At 32.5% G+C, this 24498-nt stretch carries 30 protein-coding genes; 2 read left to right on the forward strand and 28 right to left on the reverse strand.

Translation table 11 applies throughout. The features are described from left to right. Positions 1-22 precede the first annotated feature (22 nt). From greA to AC0GLY_RS04010, 7 genes are all read right to left on the reverse strand, one after another. A complete protein-coding gene (gene greA, locus AC0GLY_RS03980; protein WP_496610902.1) occupies positions 23-496 on the reverse strand; it encodes a transcription elongation factor GreA in 474 nt (157 codons plus the stop codon). A gap of 68 nt (positions 497-564) precedes the next feature. Further along, entirely contained in the window at positions 565-1221 is a 657-nt protein-coding gene (gene udk / locus AC0GLY_RS03985; RefSeq protein WP_496610903.1) for a uridine kinase, read from the reverse strand. A 26-nt stretch (positions 1222-1247) separates the two neighbouring features. Next, a complete protein-coding gene (gene pheT, locus AC0GLY_RS03990) occupies positions 1248-3659 on the reverse strand; it encodes a phenylalanine--tRNA ligase subunit beta (RefSeq protein ID WP_496610904.1) in 2412 nt (803 codons plus the stop codon). A 14-nt stretch (positions 3660-3673) separates the two neighbouring features. Next, positions 3674-4711, reverse strand: a complete 1038-nt coding sequence (gene pheS, locus AC0GLY_RS03995) for a phenylalanine--tRNA ligase subunit alpha (protein WP_496610905.1) — start codon at positions 4709-4711, stop codon at positions 3674-3676. 280 nt (positions 4712-4991) lie between these two features. Continuing rightward, a complete protein-coding gene (locus tag AC0GLY_RS04000; RefSeq protein WP_496610906.1) occupies positions 4992-5336 on the reverse strand; it encodes a winged helix-turn-helix transcriptional regulator in 345 nt (114 codons plus the stop codon). A 12-nt stretch (positions 5337-5348) separates the two neighbouring features. Further along, positions 5349-5852 carry an HDIG domain-containing metalloprotein gene (locus AC0GLY_RS04005; protein WP_496610907.1) on the reverse strand — a complete coding sequence of 168 codons (504 nt, stop codon included), beginning with the start codon at positions 5850-5852 and terminating at the stop codon, positions 5349-5351. Between the two features lie 17 nt (positions 5853-5869). Continuing rightward, on the reverse strand, positions 5870-6637 hold the full coding sequence (locus AC0GLY_RS04010; RefSeq protein WP_496610908.1) for a TrmH family RNA methyltransferase: 768 nt from the start codon (positions 6635-6637) through the stop codon (positions 5870-5872). A 69-nt stretch (positions 6638-6706) separates the two neighbouring features. Between AC0GLY_RS04010 and AC0GLY_RS04015 the strand changes: the two genes are divergently transcribed. Next, positions 6707-6961, forward strand: coding sequence for an acylphosphatase (locus tag AC0GLY_RS04015; protein ID WP_496610909.1), 255 nt, complete (start codon positions 6707-6709; stop codon positions 6959-6961). 93 nt (positions 6962-7054) lie between these two features. Continuing rightward, positions 7055-7981: a membrane protein insertase YidC gene (gene yidC, locus AC0GLY_RS04020; protein WP_496610910.1), complete on the forward strand. Its 927-nt coding sequence runs from the start codon at positions 7055-7057 to the stop codon at positions 7979-7981. A gap of 112 nt (positions 7982-8093) precedes the next feature. Here the strand turns inward: yidC and AC0GLY_RS04025 are convergent, their stop codons facing one another. The 21 genes from AC0GLY_RS04025 to mutM all read right to left on the reverse strand — a co-directional run bounded on the left by AC0GLY_RS04025 (position 8094) and on the right by mutM (position 24484). Further along, on the reverse strand, positions 8094-8792 hold the full coding sequence (locus AC0GLY_RS04025) for a Bax inhibitor-1/YccA family protein (RefSeq protein WP_496610911.1): 699 nt from the start codon (positions 8790-8792) through the stop codon (positions 8094-8096). 105 nt (positions 8793-8897) lie between these two features. Next, positions 8898-10265, reverse strand: coding sequence for a glutamate--cysteine ligase (locus tag AC0GLY_RS04030; protein ID WP_496610912.1), 1368 nt, complete (start codon positions 10263-10265; stop codon positions 8898-8900). Positions 10266-10402: 137 nt separating this feature from the next. Further along, positions 10403-10588 (reverse strand): 50S ribosomal protein L32, encoded by a 186-nt coding sequence (gene rpmF, locus AC0GLY_RS04035; RefSeq protein WP_496610913.1) that lies wholly within the window; start codon positions 10586-10588, stop codon positions 10403-10405. 43 nt (positions 10589-10631) lie between these two features. Beyond that, a complete protein-coding gene (locus AC0GLY_RS04040) occupies positions 10632-11183 on the reverse strand; it encodes a DUF177 domain-containing protein (RefSeq protein WP_496610914.1) in 552 nt (183 codons plus the stop codon). 84 nt (positions 11184-11267) lie between these two features. Beyond that, entirely contained in the window at positions 11268-12398 is a 1131-nt protein-coding gene (locus AC0GLY_RS04045; protein WP_496610915.1) for a nucleotidyltransferase, read from the reverse strand. Between the two features lie 2 nt (positions 12399-12400). Further along, entirely contained in the window at positions 12401-13138 is a 738-nt protein-coding gene (locus AC0GLY_RS04050; protein WP_496610916.1) for a class I SAM-dependent DNA methyltransferase, read from the reverse strand. A 2-nt stretch (positions 13139-13140) separates the two neighbouring features. Continuing rightward, positions 13141-13500, reverse strand: a complete 360-nt coding sequence (gene rsfS, locus AC0GLY_RS04055) for a ribosome silencing factor (RefSeq protein ID WP_496610917.1) — start codon at positions 13498-13500, stop codon at positions 13141-13143. Between the two features lie 8 nt (positions 13501-13508). Then, entirely contained in the window at positions 13509-14111 is a 603-nt protein-coding gene (yqeK, locus tag AC0GLY_RS04060) for a bis(5'-nucleosyl)-tetraphosphatase (symmetrical) YqeK (RefSeq protein ID WP_496610918.1), read from the reverse strand. After that, entirely contained in the window at positions 14104-14676 is a 573-nt protein-coding gene (locus AC0GLY_RS04065; RefSeq protein WP_496610919.1) for a nicotinate-nucleotide adenylyltransferase, read from the reverse strand. Before AC0GLY_RS04065 ends, yqeK begins: the two co-directional genes overlap by 8 nt. Before the next feature lie 9 nt (positions 14677-14685). Then, positions 14686-14997 carry a ribosome assembly RNA-binding protein YhbY gene (yhbY, locus tag AC0GLY_RS04070; RefSeq protein WP_496610920.1) on the reverse strand — a complete coding sequence of 104 codons (312 nt, stop codon included), beginning with the start codon at positions 14995-14997 and terminating at the stop codon, positions 14686-14688. 9 nt (positions 14998-15006) lie between these two features. Next, positions 15007-16140 carry a ribosome biogenesis GTPase YqeH gene (gene yqeH / locus AC0GLY_RS04075; RefSeq protein ID WP_496610921.1) on the reverse strand — a complete coding sequence of 378 codons (1134 nt, stop codon included), beginning with the start codon at positions 16138-16140 and terminating at the stop codon, positions 15007-15009. Beyond that, entirely contained in the window at positions 16140-16667 is a 528-nt protein-coding gene (locus AC0GLY_RS04080; protein WP_496610922.1) for a YqeG family HAD IIIA-type phosphatase, read from the reverse strand. The genes yqeH and AC0GLY_RS04080 overlap by 1 nt, the downstream gene beginning before the upstream one ends. A 119-nt stretch (positions 16668-16786) precedes the next feature. Next, entirely contained in the window at positions 16787-17140 is a 354-nt protein-coding gene (gene rplT / locus AC0GLY_RS04085) for a 50S ribosomal protein L20 (protein ID WP_496610923.1), read from the reverse strand. 23 nt (positions 17141-17163) lie between these two features. Beyond that, entirely contained in the window at positions 17164-17358 is a 195-nt protein-coding gene (gene rpmI / locus AC0GLY_RS04090) for a 50S ribosomal protein L35 (protein WP_496610924.1), read from the reverse strand. Between the two features lie 33 nt (positions 17359-17391). Continuing rightward, positions 17392-17898 (reverse strand): translation initiation factor IF-3, encoded by a 507-nt coding sequence (gene infC / locus AC0GLY_RS04095; protein ID WP_496610925.1) that lies wholly within the window; start codon positions 17896-17898, stop codon positions 17392-17394. Positions 17899-18082: 184 nt separating this feature from the next. Beyond that, entirely contained in the window at positions 18083-20056 is a 1974-nt protein-coding gene (gene thrS / locus AC0GLY_RS04100) for a threonine--tRNA ligase (protein ID WP_496610926.1), read from the reverse strand. Positions 20057-20315: 259 nt separating this feature from the next. Next, entirely contained in the window at positions 20316-21251 is a 936-nt protein-coding gene (gene dnaI, locus AC0GLY_RS04105; RefSeq protein WP_496610927.1) for a primosomal protein DnaI, read from the reverse strand. 11 nt (positions 21252-21262) lie between these two features. Then, a complete protein-coding gene (locus AC0GLY_RS04110) occupies positions 21263-22591 on the reverse strand; it encodes a DnaD domain protein (RefSeq protein ID WP_496610928.1) in 1329 nt (442 codons plus the stop codon). Then, a complete protein-coding gene (gene nrdR, locus AC0GLY_RS04115) occupies positions 22584-23072 on the reverse strand; it encodes a transcriptional regulator NrdR (RefSeq protein WP_496610929.1) in 489 nt (162 codons plus the stop codon). Before nrdR ends, AC0GLY_RS04110 begins: the two co-directional genes overlap by 8 nt. 4 nt (positions 23073-23076) lie before the next feature. Beyond that, positions 23077-23649 carry a dephospho-CoA kinase gene (gene coaE / locus AC0GLY_RS04120; protein ID WP_496610930.1) on the reverse strand — a complete coding sequence of 191 codons (573 nt, stop codon included), beginning with the start codon at positions 23647-23649 and terminating at the stop codon, positions 23077-23079. Then, positions 23642-24484, reverse strand: a complete 843-nt coding sequence (mutM, locus tag AC0GLY_RS04125; protein WP_496610931.1) for a DNA-formamidopyrimidine glycosylase — start codon at positions 24482-24484, stop codon at positions 23642-23644. Before mutM ends, coaE begins: the two co-directional genes overlap by 8 nt. Positions 24485-24498: the final 14 nt, after the last annotated feature.

Genomic DNA, 24498 nt, shown 5'->3' on the forward strand with positions numbered 1-24498 from the left:
TGCCTAACATCTTTTTTAATGTTTAATTAACACTTAAAATTTCAACATGCATAACACCGTCAGGAATCTCAATATCAATTTTTTCGCCAACCTTATGACCTAAAAGTCCTCGAGCAATTGGGGAATCATTTGATACTTTTCCGGCAAGTGGATCAGCTTCGGCAGCACCAACGATTTGGTACTCTTCTGGCTCCTCATCAGGTAATTCTTTAAATGTAACTTTTTTACCGACACTAACTTCATCAGAAGCAGTTTGAATATCATCTACAATTTGTGCAAATTGAAGCATATGCTCTACCGTATTAATTCGACTTTCAAGCAATGCTTGTTCATTTTTTGCTGATTTGTATTCTGAGTTTTCTGACAAATCGCCATAACTTCTAGCAATTTTAATTTGTTCAATTACATGTGGACGTTGATTTGTTTTTAAATCTTCTAATTCTTTTTCAAGCTTAATTTGACCATCTTTGGTCATTGGATATATATCTTCAGCCATTTAAACACCTCATTAATTTATTCAATTTAAAATTTAACATTAAACTTAAAACTTTTCAAACAAAATCATTAATAATCCATCAAAGAAGTCGAATTATCGTTTCCTAAAATTGCTTGAACTTTAGTAGCTAGTAAATCAATTGCGACAATGTTTTTTCCACCACGTGGAATAATAATATCAGCATAGCGTTTGGTTGGTTCTACAAATTGATGATACATAGGACGTACTGTTTCTAAATATTGTTGAATGACCGAATCTAATGAACGTCCACGTTCAGAAATGTCACGTTGAATCCGACGAATTAAGCGAATATCATCATCTGTATCAACAAAAACTTTAATATCCATTAAATCACGAAGTCGCTTATCATTTAAAATTAAAATTCCCTCAAGAATAATAACATCTGTGGGTTCTTGCAACTGTGTCTCATTGCTACGAGTAAACTGAGTATAGTCATAAAGTGGTTTTTGAATAGCTTTATAATTCAACAAATCTTGTAATTGATCCACCAATAAATCATTGTCAAAGGCATCGGGATGATCATAGTTAACTTTTTTACGTTCCTCCATTGGAACATTAGCTTGATCATTATAATAGGAATCTTGCTGAATAATACTAATTGAATGGCCTAATAAACGTTGTAAAATTGATTTACTAACTGTCGTTTTACCACTACTTGAGCCACCGGTTACACCAATAATAATAGGTCTCTTTTTAGTTACCATTTATAAGTTTCCTCTCTAAATTGAAACTATCTAATCTCAACACTGAGTTCATCCTGAAGGTATTTAGTAATCTTAGCAATTGCTTTATTTACCACTTCATCTTTAAGGGTTTCTCTAGAATTTTCAAAGGTTAATGAGTAAGCTAACGATTTCTTCCCTGTTGGAACATGTTCTCCCTCATACACATCAAACAAATTAATGTGCTTCAAGAATGCACCACCACGACGCTTGATAATATCATAAACCTGTTCATTAGTAATGTTTTCATTAATTAACATTGCAATATCACGACTAATCGTAGGGTACGGACTAACCTGCTGGTATTGTTGTTCCCGTTTTTTTGCATCAACTAACTTATCAAGATCAATTTCAAAAACGAAAGTTGGCTTGATTTTAAACGCTTTATCAGTAGATGGATGAACTTGACCAACAAACCCAATTACTTCATCATCCAGTTTAATCAAAGCGGTTTGTCCCGGATGCATTTCTGGAATTAAATCAGTTGCTTCATAAGAGATTTTATCAGCTAATGATAATGTTTCAAGGTATTTAGCTACTATTCCCTTTATTTCAAAGAAGTCTACTGGAACTGCTTTCTTATTCCACGTTGATTTAATTAATGAACCAGAAACGGCTCCAGCAATATGTTCTACTTCAGTTGGACGCTCTTCATCAGCTTTACGGAAAAATACTCGTCCTTGTTCAAATAAAGGAACATCTTCCACACCACGAGCTTGGTTATAAGCAATATCATCCAATAACCCAGAAAGTAAGTTCATCCGTAACACAGAATGGTCACCAGTCATTGGCCATTGCAATTTGGTTTCTTTATTGTCATTCAATAAAAACATTTTTGCTTTAGCTTCCGTTGTTAATGAATAAGAGATGGCATGAGTAAGCCCTTCACCAAGTAAAACTTTCCTTGATTTTCTAATTAATTGTTGTTTAGGTGTAAAACTTCCCTCAGTCGTAACAGTAATTGGTAAAGTAACCGGAATGTTTTCATACCCGTAAATTCGAGCAACTTCTTCAATCAAATCAGCATCAATCTTAATATCCCAACATCTAGTTGGTACTGTAACTAACATCTCATTATTGTTAATTTCAACTTCAAAACCTAATCGATGAAAAATACTAATAATTTCTTTTTCACTTAAGTCAGTTCCCAAAACATGATTAATTCGATTAGCAGTGATTGATATAGTAACTGGCTTAACAACTTGATTGCTTCCAGAAACAACTCCAAGACTAGCTTTTCCATTAGCAAGATCTTGAATTAATCCAGCTGCATAGTTTAAAGCATTTTTGACATTTCCTTTGTCGATCCCACGTTCAAATCTTTGCGATGCATCCGTATGCAATAATTCTTTTTGTGCCATCTTACGAGTAGCAACTGGGGAAAAGTCACCTGCTTCAATTACAATATCAGTTGTATTCTCAGTAACCCGAGTATCATAGCCACCCATTAACCCAGCTAAGGCAACTGGTTTTTCAGTGTCAGCAATCACAACATCAGTCTCAGATAATTCCCGTTCTGCTTCATCTAATGTCGTAATCTTTTCTCCAGTTTGTGCACGACGAACATGTAAATCACCATTAGCAATTTTACTTAAATCATAGGCATGTAATGGTTGTCCTAATTTCATCATTACTAAATTAGTAATGTCAACTACATTGTTAATGGGTTTAATCCCTAAGTTCCATAACTTAATTTGAAGCCATAAGGGACTACTTTTAACTTCAACATTTTTTACTACTTTAAGTTGATAAATAGGGGCCAATTCTTCATCAACATGTGCAGTAATATCTGCATTAGATTCAACATTTCCCATTTCTCGAGCAGCATCCTCATCAAAATTAACCTTTTGATTAAAAACGGCTGCTAAATCGTAAACGGCTCCTCGTAGACTTAGCATATCCCCACGATTAGGAGTGACATCTAAATCAATTAAAGAATCATTCATCCCAAGATAGTCAAAAACTGGTTCACCTAATTTAGCATTATCTGGTAAAAAATAAATTCCATCTTTCCATTCATCAGGAACAATCTCTTTAGGAAAACCAATTTCATCTAATCCACATAGCATTCCATTTGATTGAACCCCACGCATCTTTGCCTTTTTAATTTTAATGTTGTCGCCTACTCTGGCACCAGATAAAGCAACCACAACTTTTTTACCCACTTCGACATTAGGAGCGCCACAAACAATTTGTAATGGTTCAGTTTCACCAACATCAATTTGACAAATATTTAAATGTCCAGCATCGGGATGCTTTTCAAAAGAAATAATTTGTCCTACGACAATCTTTTTAAGACCATCACTTCTTTTAAACACCGAATCAACTTCAACAGAAGTTCTTTCTATTTTTTCACCCAATTCTTCTGGAGAAAGATTGATGTTTAAATAATCTTTAAGCCAATCATATGATAATAACATTTCGTTCCTCCTAATTAATCAAATTGTGATAAAAATCTTAAATCATCAAGATAAAAATCACGAATATCATTTACCCCGTATTTCAACATTGCAAAACGATCAGGACCAACTCCAAAAGCAAATCCACCATATTCCTTTGGATCAACACCGGCCATTTTAAGTACATTGGGATGAACCATTCCGGCCCCTAAGACTTCAATCCAGCCAGAACCCTTGCAAACTTCACATCCTTTTCCTCCACAATTCATGCAAGTAATATCTGCTTCAACTGAAGGTTCTGTGAAAGGAAAATAGCTAGGTCTAAGACGAACCTTAAATTTATTACCAAACAGCTTGTGCGTCATCGTTTCTAACGTTCCTTTTAAATCAGCCATTGTAATATGTTTATCAATCACAATCCCTTCAACTTGATGAAATTGATGTGAGTGCGTAGGATCATCTGTGTCTCTTCTAAAAACAACTCCAGGGGAAATCATCTTTAATGGTCCCTTGCTAAAGTCATGTTTTTCTAATGTTCTTGCCTGCATTGGTGACGTGTGCGTTCTCATTAAAATTTCTTTAGTAATGTAAAAGGTATCTTGCATATCACGAGCAGGATGATCTTTAGGTAAGTTCATCATTTCAAAATTATAATGGTCTTCTTCAACTTCAGGACCATTTAATACTTGATAACCCATCCCAATGAAAATATCCTCAATCTCATCAATAATCTGTTGAATAACATGCGGATGTCCTAAAGCAATTTGACTGCCAGGTAGAGTAACATCGACCCTTTCTTCAGCTAATTTAGCATTTAATTTAGCAGTTTCTAGTTCATTTTGTTTAACAATGATAGCTTTAGTCAATACATCCCCAATTTTATTTAAAAAATTACCAACAACAGGACGTTCCTCAACTGGTAATTTTGAAATTCCCCGTAAAGCTTGCGTAATTGGTCCTTTTTTCCCTAATAATCGAACGCGAATTTCATTTAAAGCTTTAACGTCTGTTGAAGCTTGAATTTCGTTCAAACCATCTTGTTTGATTGTTTCTAAATCTTCTCTTAATCCCACAACAAAGTCCCCCTTTTTTCAATAAAAAAAGCCTCTCCCCTTATAAAAAGGGACGAAGCTTCGCGTTACCACCCAAATTCATACAATCAGTATGCACTCGTAGATGAATAACGACATCAATCGGACATTTTTTAATTAAATTATGTCTACTTCTTCAAAAGCGAATTCAGTTACTATGATTTCTCTCAGCTAACAAATCTCTCTGTATTAACGTAACTTACTACTTCTTTTTTCACAGTAGTTAATGAAATTATAAATCAAATTTTAATAATGGTCAAACCTACTTGTTACCATCACACCATTTATCAGCCCAAACATGTACTGAATTCATAATTGGTTGCAAATCTTTACCCTTTTCAGTTAATTCATATTTAATTAAAGACGATTCCGTAGATGTTTTCCGAACCACAATATCACATTCTTGTAATTCTTTTAAACGAGCAGTTAATATTCGATCACTACACCCATCAATTTTATTTGCAATTTCACCAAAACGAAGTGATTTTCCAATTAATAGTGACTCAATAATTACTCCATTCCATTTTTTACCTAGAATGGTAAAAGCTTCTTCAAATTTAGAGCAGAGACAATCACTATCATTAGTATTTAATTTTTTATTTGCCATCACAATCCCTCTTTATTCTTTTTTCTTATCATGTTTGTTATTTAATAACTTTTTGAATCGGGTTTCAACTGGCAGCATAAACTCATTAATAGCGGCATAATCATCCACCAAAGATACAATTACACTCTCCATATACTTAGGCCTTGCCAGGGTTAATCCCCACATGTGTTTTAAGATGATATCTTCTTCTTTAGGAGTTAATTCAGTAATATTTTTAGCATTTCGTAATGCGACTCGAGGATGCATATAAGCATGAGTACCAATGTCAAATTTAGTGGTTCTCCAATCATAGTAGAACAAATCATGAAGTAATCCACCTCGAGCAGCCGCACGATAATCTAAATGCATTTTTTTAGCAAGTAAATAACTAACATAGGAAACATAAATACAATGTTTTAACCTAGTTGAATGATGATGCTGCGTATAGTCTGCTAATTGTTTAACCGCATCTGAATCTAATAAATCAGAAATACAATTCATAAACTCTGGGTCGTTCTTCCAGTCATTTGGTTTCATAACACAATCTTTCCAAACTACTTAATAATTTGAAACATGATCACTGCCGCTGCAATTGCTACATTTAGTGATTCTGCTTTCCCCCTAATTGGGATATACAAATTATTAGTAGTTTCTTTTAATAGATTTTCATTCATCCCATTACCTTCATTTCCCATAATTAAAGCAAAACTAGCTAATGGAGTAATTTGTTTATAATCAATTGCTTTTGGATTTAATTCGGTTCCGTAGATTGGTGTTTTTTGTGACTTAAATTTATCAACTACAACTGGTAATGATTCTTTAATTAAACTAATGTGATATTGACTACCTTGCATCGCTCTTTGTACTTTACTATTATACTGACTTGAAGTTCCATCACCAAATATTACGCCTGCAAAGCCAGCTGCATCGGCCGTTCTTACCATTGTCCCAATATTACCGGGATCTTGGACATCATCAAGTAACAACCATGCTCCCTTAAGTTCAACTTCTGATAAATTAGTTTTTTTAATTTTGCATAAAGCAAAAATTCCTTGGGTAGTTGAAGTAGTGGCAATTTCTGTCGCAACTTCATCAGAAATCATAACTACATCAAAACCGTTCAAGTCTGAGCCATGTTCTAAATATTGATCATCTGTTATAAAAATTGAAATAATTTCAGACTTTGGTAAATTATTAATGGCCTCTTGCACTAAATGCCAACTTTCAATTAGATATTGATTTGACTTTTTCCGCCCTTTAGCACTTTCTAATTTTCTTAACTCTTTTACCTTTTTGTTTTGCTTTGATGTAATTCGTTCCATTTAATTTTCTTCCTTAGTTATTTTATTATTAACATAATATTAACATAACATTAGAAAGGAGAGATACCAATGCAGACCTATTCAATCTTGATTAGTGGAAAAGTTCAAGGAGTTGGCTTTCGTTATACAACTTGTGATTTGGCTAGGGAACTTCATTTAACTGGAACGGTCCAAAATTTAACGACTGGACAAGTTAAAATTTTTATCCAAGGAAATACTTCTAATTTAAATAAATTTATTCAGCAACTACATCATTTCCCAAACAACTATGCAAAAGTCACTAAAATTGAAATTAAGGTAACCGATATTAACAAAATCTTTTAGAATTTTAAAGTTAAATTTTAATTTATTCAATTGCAGTAATACTCGCATTAGGTTAGTATTATAACTATGATTTGATAGATGGGAGTTTCATAGATGAAAAACAAAAAGAAATTTAGTTTAATTAGCATGATTGGGCTTGCCGCCCTTACCTTGACAGGTTGTGTTCAAGAAGATTCACACGGTCATCCGTATGGCATTGTATATGATTATTTAGCAGTTCCTGGACAGCACGTGATGGATTGGTTAGCAAAATACGTTGGTGGTTATGGTTGGTCTTTGATTGCCATTACTGTAATTGTGAGATGTCTTTTGCTACCAGTGATGATTAATCAATTGAAAAAATCAACCATCATGCAAGAAAAAATGGCATTGATTAAGCCACAGATGACTAAAATTCAAGCTTTATTGAAAAATGCCAAAACCCAAGAAGAGCAAATGGCTTTGAATCAACAAATGATGAAGCTTTATAAAGATAATAACATCAGTATGACTGGTGGAATTGGTTGTTTACCACTTCTAATTCAAATGCCAATTTTTGCAGCTTTGTACGCTGCAATTCGCTACTCACCTGAACTATCTCACACAGTTTTTATGGGAATTCAATTAGGTCAAAAAAGTGTATTACTTGCCGTTCTTTCTTTAATCGTATATGCAGTTCAAGGTTACCTTTCCATTTTAGGAATGCCTAAAGCACAACGTAAACAAATGGGTGCAATGATGATTATTAGCCCCTTGATGATTTTCTTTGTTTCATTATCATCACCTGCTGGACTGGGGATTTATTTTTTCATCGGAGGATTATTTGCAATCATTCAACAATTAATTGTTAATGCTGTTCGTCCTCGAATAATTAAACAAATTCAAGCAGAATCTAAGAAAAATCCACCTAAGGTAGTAATTTCTGATTCTATTGAAAAAACAGAAAATAAAATTGAAACTGAAGAAAAACAAGATGAACAAACCTTAAAAAATAATAATCGTAATGCTAATAAGCAACGCCATCATCATGATGGAAATTAATATAATATAAAAAAGAAACCTAAAGTTTAGACTTTTAAATCTAAACTTTAGGTTTCTTTTATAAACATTTTGCATAAAAAAACACCCTAACCGAAGTTAAGATGTTCAAAAATTAGTCCTTGTTATTACCCATTCCAATAAGTTCTAAGAGAATTTGGAAAATATTAAGGATATCAAGATAGATGCTTAAGGCACCCATTGTACTATATTTTTGAAGTTGTTCTTCATTTTGTACTGCACTTGCAAAACGTTTAACACTTTGGGTATCAAAAATAATAAATACAGCAAAAATTACCAACATTATTACATCCATAATAATGTATAAGGACGGAATCCGTAATAGCATTGAAATTAAACTTAACACGATTACAGCTAAAAGACCCCAAGTCAAGTAAGCTCCCAAACCAATGAAGTCACGTTTTGTAGTATTAGCATAAATTGTTAATCCACCAAACATTACAGCTGTACCTAACATTGCTAATCCAACTGTTTTTACATCATAATAAATAAGAACTGGACTTAAAGAAACTCCAAATAAAACCGTCATTAAATAGTAAATCGTATTAGTAGTTGAGGCGCTAGTACCTTCGTCACTAACAGAACGACTTAAAGCAAACATTAATCCTAAAGCAACTACTAAGATTAAGAGTGATGTTCCAATTCCCATTGACATAACCCAATGGGTCATGAAAACAGCCATCAGTGTCATAATTACTCCTGTAATCACTAAACCAGTACAAACTTTTTGATAAGTTTTTGCAACTAACCGGTTGGCCATTTCAGCAGTATTTCCATAAATTTCACCATTCATAAAAATATCTTCCTTTCAAATTTATAATAGTCAATGTAAATTGTAACACGATTAAAATGTAAAGCCTAGCACCCAAGCTATAAACATTAACAAATTAATTAAATATTATAATTTATTAATGCTTTTGATTGCTCCAGTCTTAGTTTCTATAATAATTGAATTTGAAGTGATTTTTTTAATTATAGCTCCTTGGCATAACATTTGTTGATATATATTTGTAAGTTTATCAGGAACTCCTATAAATTTATTTTTTTGAAAAAATTGTTTGTGCTTAATCCCTAACTTAATTCCCAATTGGGTTTCATTTTGTGCTTTAAATAATTTTCCAGCAATTGTACAATCAGGATTATTAAGCATCAATTCAATCCATTTAATCGAGGATTGATAAGAATAATTATCAATTTGGGTTGCAATGTTTTTTAGACGCTTAATTAATTGATTAGCCTTGATCATATATTCAGTATCAAGAGGCTGTTCTGGTTTACTTATCGCAATCATATTATTATACTTTTTATTTTCTTCTAATTCAGCTTGGGTCCAATGTCGATAATTAACTAACACATCCATAATCATTAAATGAATGAAATATAAGGTTCTGATATCCAATCCCTCAGCTGAAAATGGATTATTATCTAGCATGCGAAACTCCAAATAATCAATTTGGGTTTCTGGATTGCCCTTTAATGTTTTTAAGCGAACTGGTCCGTAAAATTCACTTTTAGCAAATAGCTGATCTGTATTAATATAATTCTGGATACTATTCTTAAATGTTTTTAAGTTATCATATGAAACTTGAATATTTGGTTGATTAGCGAATCCGTATTGGCTTGAACGCCATGATTTTACAAAAGGATGATTTGCTTTAATTTTGTTAGGAATATTGTCATTTTCATTAAAATCTTGAATTGCGGCGCCAAATAAGTAAGTAAATAACCAACGATAACCAGATAATTGCCGAGCAATATTAAATAATAATTGATTTTTTGCTTCTTGATAATCGCTAAAATTTTGTTCTTTTTGATAGTCCAAAATAATTTTTTCCGTAGGTGAATAACTTACATGTATTCCGCACATGATATGCTGAAATAAACCATATTTTTTAATTAGAGTCTTTCGATAGTCAGCATACCAATCCCTTTCAAAATGATTTTTTAAATAATTAAGATTATTAGTACTCATTTTAGGTGGCATTGAAAATGGCCAAATAATTTCTTGGCTATTCAAACTGCTTTGCAATACCTTTTGCAAATTATGTAATTGTTGATAACTATCTTCAATTGTGGGATTAGGAGGCGTGATTAATTCTTCCATACTTTCAGAAAAATCGGTTTGAAAATAAGGTTGAGTCCTGCGATTTCCTAGCTTTTTATTATGAGAAAATTCAGAAAGAGTTCCTGTGCTGACATCAACTCGATGCTCTTCAATTTCAATTCCAAATAATCCCTTGGTTATTTCTGAATTCAATTTCATCATTTTTTACCATTACCTTTAGCAGGTTCCACCTTCAATTTATATTTATGTAATTTTACTTGCTAAAGCTAATTTAGTCAATAAAAGAATATATAAAAAGAACGTCAAAAACCCATGGTGTTTTCAACGTTCTTTTTTAATTAATTAGTTGTTTTTTTAGCAACTACTTCTTTTCCATCATAAAAACCACAACTAGGACATACGTAATGTGATTTACGTAATTCTCCACAGTTAGGACAAGCACTCATGCCAGGAACAGTCAATTTGATGTGTCCACGACGCATATCTCTTCTAGACTTTGAAGTTTTTCTCTTTGGTACAGCCATTAATAACAACCTCCCTTATTAATTAATTTCCACTAGTGAATTTTTAAGCCTTGTCATCATTTTTAGAATAAAAATTCTTTAAATTGGCAAGACGTGGATCAACTTTATTTGTTTCCTCCTCTTGATGATTAAAATCATCTTCGGAAATAACTTCCCAATCATTTCCAGATGGCATTGATTTACCATCTTGTTCCTCAGGAGAAAGAATTTGCATTGGAATGTTAATTATAACATTATCTGCAACAGCTTTATCAAAATCAATAGTATCACCATCAACCTTTAAGACTACAACATCTTTTTCATAACGATTCAATGCGGCTTTTGTATTAACATACACTTCATTAATTGCAAAATTCAAGTCTAGTTTAACAGAATCTAATGATCTTGATGAAGGAACAGTAACACATCCGTTAACACGAGCATCAATAATTACATCACCACTATCAGAGATAGCTGATGCATGCACTTCAAACGGTGTTGCATCCAAAATAACATCGGGATAACGTTGCATTAAATCAGCCTTTAAATTTAACTTACCATTATCTTCGAAAGCTTCATTTTTATACCCTTGTAATTTTTCAAAAGACCACTTCATAAAAAATAACCTCCAATGCAACAATCCAATTATACTTACAACCAAAGGCTATGTCAAGGTATTTCCCTTGATAGCAATTGCTACTTACTTAATTATAACAGGAAATCGATATAAATCTTGTTGATTATGCAAAATCATTCCCGTTAGCAAGCCAGCTTGACATTCTAAATAATCAAGTTTATCAAATACTTTTTTATCAACCTTTGTAATTAAAGGCAAATCAAGATCTTTTTTAACTTGATTCAAATAAGCTTGACCTGCTTTATTCATCCCCAACACTCTAATATTACTAGAACTATCATCAATTTGTTTTTGAGTTAACTTAAATAAAACATAAACACAAAGTCGCTGTAATCGTGTATAAGTATATCGTTTACTTTTGATTAATTCGATAAATTCCGCAAAATTTTGAGCTTTAATTGCTGCCTTTTTAAAACGATATTCCAATCCATCAGACATTTGGTAAACGTTTTGTAAATCAGTTAAATTAGTTTGATTAATTTCATACTTTAAATAAGGCCAAAAATCATCCCAAAATAATGGTTGCGTCTTTTTTGAAATAAACGAAGTATCGGGCATAAATTTAACAAAATCAAAATTGCACATTTGGATTGCTTTTCTAATCGATTTTCCACTCGAAATATGCTGCAATAGTTTTGTATCACTATGCTTGCTTTCTCGTCTTTGGATGGGAACTAATTCCAAATTAGAATTAAGCTTTTGCACTGCCTGAGCATACCAAAATCCTAGCGTATCATTTGGTAAGGTTAAATTAATACCATACTCTTCTGACATAAATTTACGAAAAGTTTCAGGATAACTTTCGCGATAATTTTTAAAATGATTATAGTCTTTTTTAATTTTTAATTGTTTAAAATCATTAAAATCAAATTCTGGATGTTCACTACCAAATGAAAGAAATTGGCATTTTAATGTACTAATTAATTTAACCGCGTTATAAGCAAAAATGCTAGCTGGTTGCACAGCAGCTTGAATTGGCAATTCGATTACTAAATCGGCACCATTTTCTAAAGCCATCCTTGCCCTCGTCCACTTATCAAATATGGCAGGTTCACCACGTTGAGTCCAATTGCTACTCATTACTACGACAGTGATATCTGCGTTAGTTTTCTGCTTGGCATTTTTTAATTGAAACAAGTGACCATTATGAAATGGATCATATTCAGCGATTATTCCAACTGCAGTTAATGTCATCCTTAGCCTTTCTCACACGTAAAAAACCATCTTGTTGTTTCATCATTAATTGCTCGATTTCCAAAATCAGCGCTCACTTTAACCTGTTTAAAACCAGCATTGGTTAAAGTTGTTTGATAATCCTGCATTACATACGTTCTTTCAAAATGAGTTTCTGAATATTCATCATAACCTTTAATTCGATTATTATAACTAAAAAAAGTTAAATCATGTTCAACTGAATGCGGAAACTCACCTAAATAAGTAGTCCACATAAAAGCATGCTCATCATCATGAAAGTTATACATATAACCTGGATATTTAACATCCGTTTGATATGGCGTAATTACATCAAACAAAAATTTTCCATGAACATTTAGGTGCTGATAAACTTCTTTGAACATCAACTGAACTTCTTCCAGGTTATTAAGATAGCAAATTGAATCATCAAAACAAGTAATTACATCAAAATTTGACATTTCACTTAAATCAAGCATATTTACTTTTAACAATTGAGTATCAGAAAAATCAGCCTCAACCAAATGTTCATTAGCAATTGCTAACATATCATCAGATAAATCAGCTCCCACCGCTTGATAGCCAGCTTGCTTTAGTAAAACTAATAAACGCCCAGTCCCACAAGCTAAGTCTAAAATTTTATCTGTTTTTTTAATATTCGTACTAACAAAGTTAATCCATTTCTGATACAAATTATTATCAAATAACTCATCATAAAAAGTGGCAAACTCAGTATAAATCATAATTAACCCTCTGTTATCCAGGTTGAGATATCCACTGGTTGAGCATCAGCCCATAACTTTTCTAAATTATAAAATTCACGTGTTTCCGTTTTAAAAACATGGACAATTACATCGCCTAAATCCATTAAAATCCAATTAGACTTATCCTTACCTTCAAAATGTAAAATTTTAACATCTTTTTCTTCAAGATTATCTTCAATGTTATTAGCAATTGCTTTAACCTGACGTTCTGAGCTAGCATCCATCACAACGAAGTATCTTCCCATTACACTCAATTCTTCAATATTTAATACAACAATGTCATTAGCACGACGTTCATCAGCTGCCTTAACTATCGTTTCTAAAACTTTTTGATTATCCATATTATCTCCTACTTAATTCCAGCAACAATTGCATTATAAGCAACAATTGCAGCTGGATAAATTGCTTTACTTTTATTAATCAACAATTGCATAGTCTTTTCATTTTGAAAAATAACACCCTGCCATAAATTATTATGAGTGATTACGCGTGCCTCATCAACTTCAGGAAAATCACGATTAGGCTCAATAAAGTCAGCCATATAAGTAATTTGCGCGTACTTATCCATATCAGGTGCCCCAATCGTATGATATTTAACTGCATTTAAAATTCTTACATCATTAATTCCTAATTCACTTTGAATTAAAAGATAACCAACATAACCATGCCAAATAGCTTTTCCATAATTAAGTAAGTCTGGATCAAGATGATGTTCTTTAATTACTTTAATAAAGTCTTCATTTGGCCGTTGCTTAGCATAATCATGAACTAATCCCGCAAGCCCCGCAATTTCCGGATTAACCTCATTTTCACGTGCTAATTCAATTGCAGTTTGTTCGACTCTAAGGCAATGTTGAAATCTTTTATCATTAAGATGCTTTTGCATTTCTGTCAATATTTCATCACGATTCATTTTCGCAAATTTAGTGTAGTCATACTTAACTTCATTCATAAAGATGATGCTCCTTAATATAATTTAATACTTGATCTGGGACGAGATACTTTAAATTATGATGTCGTTTAATTGAATTTCTAACGTAAGTTGAAGATATATCAATTGTTGGAGATGTAATCCACTGTACAGGATAGTTGGATTCCTCTTTTGTCCCATTTCTTTGAACTCCAACAAAAGTAACCATCTTTAATAAATCATTAATTCGATACCATTTTGGTAGGTAAGCTACCATATCTCCTCCAATAATAAAATAGTAATCAACATCAGGATGACGTTTTGTGAGTTGTTTCATGCTATCAAAGGAATAACTCTTTCCTTGACGATCAACTTCTAAAGTTTCTAGTTTAAACTTAGAGTTATCAGCGATGGCTAACTTAATCATCTTTACTCGATCAATTGCATCAATTGCATCCTTATGGTCAATATGTGGTGGTAAATAATCTGGCATAAATAATACCTTATCCAAGTTTAATTGAAATAAAGCTTGCTCAGCCATGACCAAATGTCCTAAATGAATAGGATTGAACGTTCCACCTAAAATCCCGATTCTTTTTCGTTCCATAACTATTACCTATAAACTAAAAACACCATTTGAAATGTCACGATGTTTTGGGTTAGATGATTGATTAAATAATAAAACAGTTTTACCAATGGTTTGTACCACATTAATATCACTATTTTCTTCAATAAAGTTCTTAACATCATCAGTATCTACATCAGCACTTTGCTGAATACTGATTTTAACTAACTCGCGATTGTCAACTGCTTGCATCACTTCTTTAAGCCAAGTTTCATTTAATCCATTTTTACCAACTGAAAATATTGGACGTAAATGATTAGCATTGGCTCGTAAAAATCTTTTTTGTTTACCTGTTAAATTCATAATTTCTCCTTAAAACATTGCTTTTCTAATTAAAACGGAGACCCCTTTAGGAGCCCATCCAGCAACCACAGATCCTTTAGGAATAGTAATCCATCCTAATCCTTCAATGACTAAATCAGAAGTATCATCTACTTTAAACTCATGTCGCTGTAAGGGAATAACATTTTCTTTACCAACTGGGGGATTTAAAAGATCACCAGCATGTTTATCAAAAAAATCATTTGCATTTTCAGTTTTAGTTCGATGAATCATCAAATTATTATCAACATAGACCGTAAATCCAGTTTTAGGACCCTTAACGTAATCAAATCTACCTAAAGCTCCAATAAATAATGTTTGTCCGTCATTTAATTGATAAACTCTTGGCTTAATTCGTTTTTGTGGGGAAACATATTTCAAATCTTTAGCAGACAAATAATGTGCCATTTGACTATCATGGATTACTCCTGGGGTATCAATTAAATCATGTCCATCATCTAACGGAATCTTAATCATATCTAAAGTTGTTCCTGGAAATTTTGAAGTAGTAATAACTTGAGATTGTCCAGAAGCTTGATGAATGATTTGATTAATTAATGTTGACTTACCAACATTAGTCACTCCGACTACATAAACATCCCGATCTTTTTGATATTTTTTAATTGCATCTAGTAAATCATCAACTGAACGATTAGTTTTAGCAGACACTAATTCAATATCAATTGGTTTAATTCCAGCTTTATTAACCATTTGACGAAGCCAATCCTTAATTTTGGTCGCCTTAAATGAAGATGGCAATAAATCAACCTTATTACCAACTAGCATAATAGGATTATTTCCTACAAAACGTTGAATCCCAGGAATAATACTGCCGTTTACGTCGAAAATATCAACCACATATACGACTAATGAATTTGTATCACCAATTTTACTTAATAGGCGAAGAAATTCATCATCTGAAACATCAACAGGTTGAATTTCATTATAATGGCGAAGTCTAAAACAACGTTGACAGTATAATTCTCCAGTTTCAAGACCCTTTTCAATTGCTGACTTGGGTGTATAACCTACCTTTTCTTTATCAGAATCTTGAATTAAAGCCCCACAACCAATACAATAAAGTTTTTCTTCTAAAATTTTGTTAATATCGTTATTTTCTACCATTAGTCAATGTCTTCCTTCCAATGCAAGTTCGGATATTTTTTCTTGAGCATCTTATAAACTACAGACTCAAGAAAACGGTTTATTTTAGTTGGCAACATATCAGTTTTTACTAATGGTTTAACCCAGATGCTTTTAATATGACAATTATTTGCTGCCCACACATCTGTCATTAATTGATCTCCAACCATTACAACTTGATCTGGATTAAGCTTAAATCGTTTTAAAGTTTGTTTTATTCCACGATTAAGGGGTTTTAATGCATGAGCAACAAAAGGAATATCTAAAGCAGCAACTGCAATTTCTACTCGCTTGGGATTGTTGTTAGAAACTACAATCACGCTAATTCCCTCTTTTTTCATAAAGGCAATCCATTTTACAATCTTATTAGTTCCAATTGAATTATTCCAAGGAATTAACGTGTTGTCTAGATCAGTCAAAATTGTATCAATTCCATTTTCTTTTAATTTTGTTGGTGAAATATGATATAAACTTTCAACCATCCATGTCGGTTTAAAAGCACCTAGCATAACAACCCTTCTTTCTTTTCTCATTACTTATTATTTTAAATCATTTAACTGGTAATTGGAAAGTTATTGAAGAAAAAAACTTCCACCAAAAATTTTGATGGAAGTTTTTAATGTTTTAATTAAAGAGCCTTTTTAGCTTGTGCTACTAAAGCAGCAAATGCTTCAGCATCATTAACAGCTAAGTCAGCTAACATTTTACGATTCATATCAATGTTAGCAACCTTTAATCCATGCATAAGTTTGCTATAACTAATATCATTAATTCTAGCTGCAGCATTAATTCTAGTAATCCAAATTTTTCTGAAGTTACCTTTGTTATTACGACGATCACGGAAAGCGTAAGTACGTGATTTCATTACTTGATCTTTAGCAGTTTTGAAAAGACGATGTTTAGCTCCGCGGTATCCTTTAGCTAATTTAAGAACACGTTTACGACGGTTACGTGTGGTAGTTCCACCTTTTACTCGTGGCATATTAAATTCCCCCTATAGTTAAATTATTTTCTTAAAAGTTCATTGTAAGTCTTGTTCCAGATACTATTAATCATATGTGTCCCACGTAAATGTCTACGTTGTTTCTTAGTTTTACCGTGAAAACGGTGACTAGTAAAAGCATGTGCGCTTTTAAGTCCACCCTTAGCGGTTTTCTTAAATCTTTTTGCAACGGCACGATTTGATTTCATCTTTGGCATAACAATATCCTCCTCTTTAATTAAAGAAATTAATTATTTCTTTCTATTAGTACTTGGTGCAAGCATTAAGAACATACTACGGCCATCCATTTTTGCTCGTTGAGTAACAGTAGCAATATCAGAAAGTGCATCAGCCATTTTGTTAAGAACAGTCCGACCGATTTCCTTATGGGTGATAGCACGTCCCTTGAATCTGATGGATACTCGAACCTTTTCACCTTTACTTAAGAATTTTTGTGCATTCTTAAGTTTAGTATTAAAGTCATTAGTATCAATTGTAGGACTTAATCTAATTTCTTTGACACTAACAATTTTTTGCTTCTTACGGGCTTCACGATCTTTCTTTTGTTGATTGAAACGATATTTCCCGTAGTCAAGAATTTTAGCAACTGCTGGCTTCGCATTAGGAGCAACAATTACTAAATCAAGATTTGCATCTTCAGCAATTTGCATTGCCTCTTGTTTTGTCTTTAGACCAAGCTTGTTCCCATTATCATCAATAATCATCATTTCACGGGCACGAATACCATCGTTAACCATTTGATCTCTCTTTGCTATAGTGGTTCACCTCCAAGTAATTTTAAAGCAGAAAAATAGCAGGAATCCACAATGGACCCCCGCTATCCCTATCAAAATAGGTCTTTCATTCGTAAAGCCCAGCAATTAGAATCACTTAGGCGAGAAGCGGGAAGCCTCTGCTTTTAACTACTCAATCATATCAACCCTATTTAACTTTGTCAACTGATTCTTTTTCTTTACTAGCATCTCTTGAGTAACTTGAAATGTCTTTTAAGATTTCCATGACAAATTCATCAATTGACATATCTCGACTATTTTCTTCACCGTATTTACGAACAGAAACGGTGTCATTCTTAACTTCATTTTCCCCCACCACAATTGTATATGGAATTTTATGTGTTTGAGCATCACGAATTAAGTAGCCCATCTTCTCACTTCGAACATCAACATGCGACCGAATTTTAATTGCTGAAAGCTTTTCGTTTAACTTACGTGCATAATCTCCATATTTTTCATCACTAACTGGAATTATTTCTACTTGTTTTGGCGCTAACCAAGTTGGGAAAGCCCCTTTATACATCTCAATAAGATAGGCAGTAAATCTTTCCATGGTTGAAACAATTCCACGATGAATCATAACTGGACGATGTTCCTTGCCATCTTCGCCAACATAATGTAAATCAAAACGTTCTGGAAGCATGAAATCAAGTTGAATGGTTGATAACGTTTCTTCATTTCCAAGAGCAGTTTTTGTTTGAACATCAAGTTTTGGACCATAAAAAGCGGCCTCCCCTTCGGCTTCAACATAGTCCAACCCAAGCTCATCCATTGCTCCTTTAAGCATTGATTGAGCTTTGTTCCACATTTCATCGTCATCAAAATACTTTTCCGTATTCTTTGGATCACGATAACTAAGTCTAAATGTGTAGTTATCAATATCAAAGTCATGATATACATCCATCATTAAACGAAGAATTTTTTTAAATTCATCTTGAATTTGATTGGGAGCAACAAACGTATGTCCATCATTAAGTGTCATTTCCCGAACTCGTTGGAGACCACTTAGAGCACCAGACTTTTCATAACGGTGCATCATTCCTAATTCGGCGATTCGAAGTGGAAGTTCACGATATGAGCGAATATGATGTTTGTAAATCTGGATATGAGAAGGACAATTCATTGGACGTAACTCAAGCATTTCATCATCATCCATTTCCATTGGAGGAAACATGTCTTCCCGATAATGATCCCAGTGACCAGATTGTTTATACAAATCAAGGTTGGCTAAAACAGGAGTATAAACGTGTTGATAACCGTTAGCTAATTCTTTATCAGTAATATAACGTTCAATGGTCCGACGAATAGTTGCACCATTTGGCATCCAGTAAGGAAGTCCTGCACCAACTTTAGGATCAACAAAGAACAAGTCAAGGTTATTACCAATTACACGATGATCACGTTCTTTAGCTTCTTGACGTGCTTTTAAGTCTGCTTCAAGTTCTGTTTCTTTATAAAAAGCAGTTCCATAAATTCTTTGTAACATTGGGTTAGATGACTTACCTTCCCAATATGCACCAGCAACTGACAACAATTTAAAATGTTTAAGATTTTTAAGACTTGGTGCAACAACTCCTTGAGCTAAGGTTAATACGCCATCAATGTTATAAAATAAAACATTATCTAAATCAATTCCCGCAATAAGTTTAGCCTGATAAGGATCACCATCAACTTCTTTTAAAGCATCATCCTTACTTAAATAAACTCGTTTTACAGTAGCATCATTTTTGATAACTTGCTTCATTTGATTAGTTAATTCTTCTAATTCATCGGCACTAACTTGTCGTTCTGATTTATCAGTATCAACGTAAAAGCCATCTTTATCAGCAGAAATTTCACCAATTTTAATATCATGAAATTGTTTTTTAGCAACCGTTTCTAATAATTGAGCCGCACTTTGGCGAAGAACTTGTAACCCTTCTTCTGATCCAGAAGTAATGATTTCAATCTTTCCACCCTTTTGTAACGGAGCTAATACATCAACCATTTCACCATCTACCTTACCAGCAACGGCTTTTTTGGCTAAACTAACTGAGATTGATTTGGCAATGTCCTTTACAGATACACCAACATCAAATTCTTTTTGATTTCCATCTGGAAATTCAAAGGATAACTTTGACATAATATTTCCCCCTATAAAAAAAGTCCCTAGTATTATTCAATACTAGGGACGTCGTTAGACGCGGTTCCACCCAAATTCATCCATTATCCTGGATATCTCATTTGTAACCACTTTATTAATTAATTTAGTTAAGGCGGTAAATTAACTCTTCCAACAAATAACTTCCAGAAAATGTTATTCTCTCTGCGAATTCGTAGTTAATTCATATCCTTGTTAATACAATACTCAACCAATTAGAAAAAGTCAAGAATGAAACTTATTAATTTCGTAAATTTTCTCCATTAACTTCAATTGGGGTAGCTAAGAATTTAATTCGCTCCATTAATCGTTTAGCCTTTAATGGTTCAACATCCCCCTTGGCAGTAATCGATAAGTGTTCTTTTTCCAACTGTTCCATTGAAAAATTAGAACTAAAGAAAGTTGATAGCTGATTTTGCATCCGATATTCCAAAATAACTCCTAAAATATCATCACGAATCCATGATGACATTGAATCGGCACCGATATCGTCTATCATTAAAACTGGTACTTTTTTTACTTGGTCAACTTGATTACCAACTGAATCCGTTTTAGAACTGATTAGTGATTTCATATCCATTGCAAATGAAGGAAAATGTAAAAAGGTTGTTCTAATGTTGTCATTGGCTAACCGATGTGCGATTGCACTTAATAAATATGATTTTCCAACTCCAAAACTACCATAAATATAAATTCCCTTATGATATTGACTAGGATCACTTTCATATGCATCGATAAATTTTAGGGCTTGGAGCAATGCATTTTCTCGTTGAGGATTATCTTTATGATAATAGTCATTTATATTTGCGTTTTGTAATGCCTTAGACATTCCTAAATCTTTAATATTATTTTTGATTTCTTGCTTTTTGGCTTCTTCTAAATAAGCTTTAGTAGGTTGATAAGAAACCTCAATGGCATGATTATTAATTACCAGTTTTGGTTCATATCCTTTAACATATGCATCCGTTCCATTTTTTATAGCATCACGTTTATTAACATATTCATACAAACTTGAAGCTGATTTTTTAATTGAATCATCCGTTAACTCAGCACGATTTTTTTTGATAAAAGCTTTAACTTCAGGGTCAGAATAAACTCGATTCATTAACTTTTGATAATCTTTTAGATAATTATTAGTAGCCATGATTGCTTTAAAATTTTTACCAACATTTTCCATCAATTTTCACCTCACTTTTTTTTGTTGAATTTTTTCAACATTTCTTCAACCGATTCACTTTCATCATTATTGTTTTTCAAATTTGATTTTGACTTAGTTGATTGATTTTTTGCCCAATCTGGCAAAGTTTCTCTAACCGTTAATTTAGCACGCTGATTAGATTTTTTGCGTCGTTTGATTTTTTCAGCATTAATTCTACTATCACGTGTCTTAATCTGTTCAAGAGCTTGTTCAGCAGTTTTAATATGATTTTGAGCCCAATCATTAGCAATTGTATCAACTAAATTTTTATTTAAAGTTGGATAATTGCGATCAACCAATAATAAATAAATCAACATATTAATGACATCATTCTTCAAAACCATTTTTTCAACCAATTGAGAAATAACTCGTTCTTCTGAACTAGTAGTATAACCATTCTTTTCTTTCTTTAAAGCACTTAAAAAAAGCAATGGTGCATAATTCTTAGCTGTTTTAATCAATTGTTGTTCTTCATTATCAAAATGATATTTATCACTTTGATTAGAATCATTAACTTTAGGTTCGTAATCGTGTAAGCTAACTTGATTATTTCTCGATACTAATAATTTAAATTTTTGCGGATCAAAATGATTATTAGTCAAATTAGTAGCTTGTTCTATCAGTTTAGTCATTGCAATTTCATTAATTCCATATAATAAATTGGTTGAAACGAACAATTCATGATTTTTTTTTACATCTTCAAGGTTTACAAATGAATTATTTAAAACATCCAACATTAATTTAAAATCTAATTTGTCATGTTGATTGACTAGGGTTGACTTTTCCTTTGGAATAATTTGCTGTACTTGTTTTATCGTATCAGATGGATTAGTAACGTTTTGCTGATTAATTGTATAAACCTCTAAAAAATCATGCGTTGTATCATTTAATAATGAAACATCATAGTCATGAGGTAACAATTCCTCTGCTAAAGCTAAATATTTTGATTCACCAGCCATTTCTAACAAAATTTCACTAAGTAGGCCATTATTAAAAAAATCACTTGCACTTAAAGGCTTTGCTAATAGATACGTGAACTTTTCCGTTTCATTCTTAAAAGTTTGAACTAATCCAACTCCTTCAAGTTTTAAACGAGCCTGATAAAGCTCACTACCATCAATTCCAATTCCGTTCATCAAAGAAAAATGTTCATGCTGCTGATTATCGCTATTCCACAATGAACTAATTAACGCAAATGCATTTGCTCCGACGATTGGCAAATATAATTTAGTTAAATTCTGAAAATCGGTCGCATTTAATTCACCGTTTCGATAAACTTGGTATTCTGTTTTTGGTTCAATAATTTGATTATTATTCATCACTTATTTTCTTCTTGGGAGAATCTTCTCCCATCAATTCCTTCATTTTACTATAAAACTCATTCATATCCTTAAATTGACGATAAACGCTCGCAAATCTAATATAAGCAATTTCATCAATATCTTTTAAACCAGACATAACTCCTTGACCAATTAATTCGCTTGAAACCTCATGGCTACCATTATCATAATTTTCCAAATTTCGCTTTGTTTCATTCACAATTCGATTCATTTGTTCAAGTGATACTGGTCTTTTCTCACAAGATCGAATAATTCCTCGTAGCACCTTTTCAGAACTAAATTCTTCTCGATTTCCATTTTTCTTTACAACTAATAAGGGCGATGCCTCAATCCTTTCAAAAGTGGTGAAACGATGACCACAATTATTACATTCACGACGTCGGCGAATTTCATTTCCAACCTGAATTGGTCGACTTTCTAAAACTTTTGAAGATGTATGCTGACACTTAGGACATTTCATTATATTACCTCAAATTATCAATTAAGCATTGTACTTGCTTTTTTAATTCATCAATTCCATTTGACGAATCAATCACCATATCTGACAATTCTTTTTTTATTGTCTGTGGCCATTGATTATTAATTAATAAACTTGCTTTACTAATTGATATCTTATTTCTTTTCATTAGCCTTTGTATTTGAACTAGTGGATCACAAGCAACCATTATCACTTCATCAACATAAATTTGTAAACCATTTTCAAATAATGTAGGTGCTTCAATAAAAACCATTTGTTTATTTGAAACTTTTTGAATTTCACTGATTAAAAAAGGATTTAAAATTCTAACTAACTGCTTTAAAGCTTTTTTATCATTAAAAACGATTTCGGCTAATTTGTTGCGCTTTATTTTTCCCTCAACAACCACTTTATTCCCAAAAATGGTATCAATTTGATCAATCACTAATTGATTTTCACTTTCTAACCAATGAACTGTTTGGTCTAAATCAATTACTTTAAATCCATAGTCACGTAATAGGTTTCCAACTGTAGACTTTCCTGAAGCAATTCCTCCGGTTAATCCAATTATCTTAGTCACTTAAATCACCATGCATTTTTTGACATTTAGGACAAAAAGTCGTTCCTCTTTGTGCAACCTTTATTTTCTCCATGACGGTACCGCAACGTTCGCAAATTTCACCTTTACGTCCATATGCATGCAGTTGATTTTGAAATTCGCCTGCTTCTCCATAAGCATTTGAATATGAATGTACGGTTGTTCCATGTCCCTTTACAGCTGCTGCAATTTCATTAATAATATTTTCTCGCAAACTTTTAATTTCAGCATCACTAAGTTCATTAGTAAGTTGTTCAGGATTAATTTTAGACATCCATAATACTTCATCACAATAAATATTTCCCAATCCAGCAATTTTGGATTGATCTAATAGAAAACTCTTTATTTTTCGATGTGATTTGTGCATAATTTCTTTCATATAATCAAATTTTAAAAATTCTTCAGTTGGTTCGGGTCCGATTTTATTTAATCCAGATAGCTGATAAACATCTTCGTTTTTTACCAATGCCATTTTCCCAAACATTCTCGTATCTTTATAACGCAATTCTCGACCATCTGTTAGATGAAAAACTACATTCGTATGCTTAGGTCTTTCAGTCCCTTCTAGCTGAACTTCGTATTTTCCTTCCATTCTTAAATGAGAGACTAGGGTATAATCATCGCTTAATCTAAATAATAAATATTTACCACGACGATCAATATCAATAATTTTTTTACCAGCTAATTTATTTTCAAATTCGTCAACAGGTAAATTAATCATTTTAGGGTATAAAACCTCCACAGATTGAATGGTAGTCCCTTTCACTAACTTGATTAAACCTTGTCGAACTGTTTCAACTTCTGGTAATTCTGGCATTTAATCCACCTCTT

It is taken from the genome of Fructilactobacillus sp. YLN 2507 (assembly GCF_059614085.1).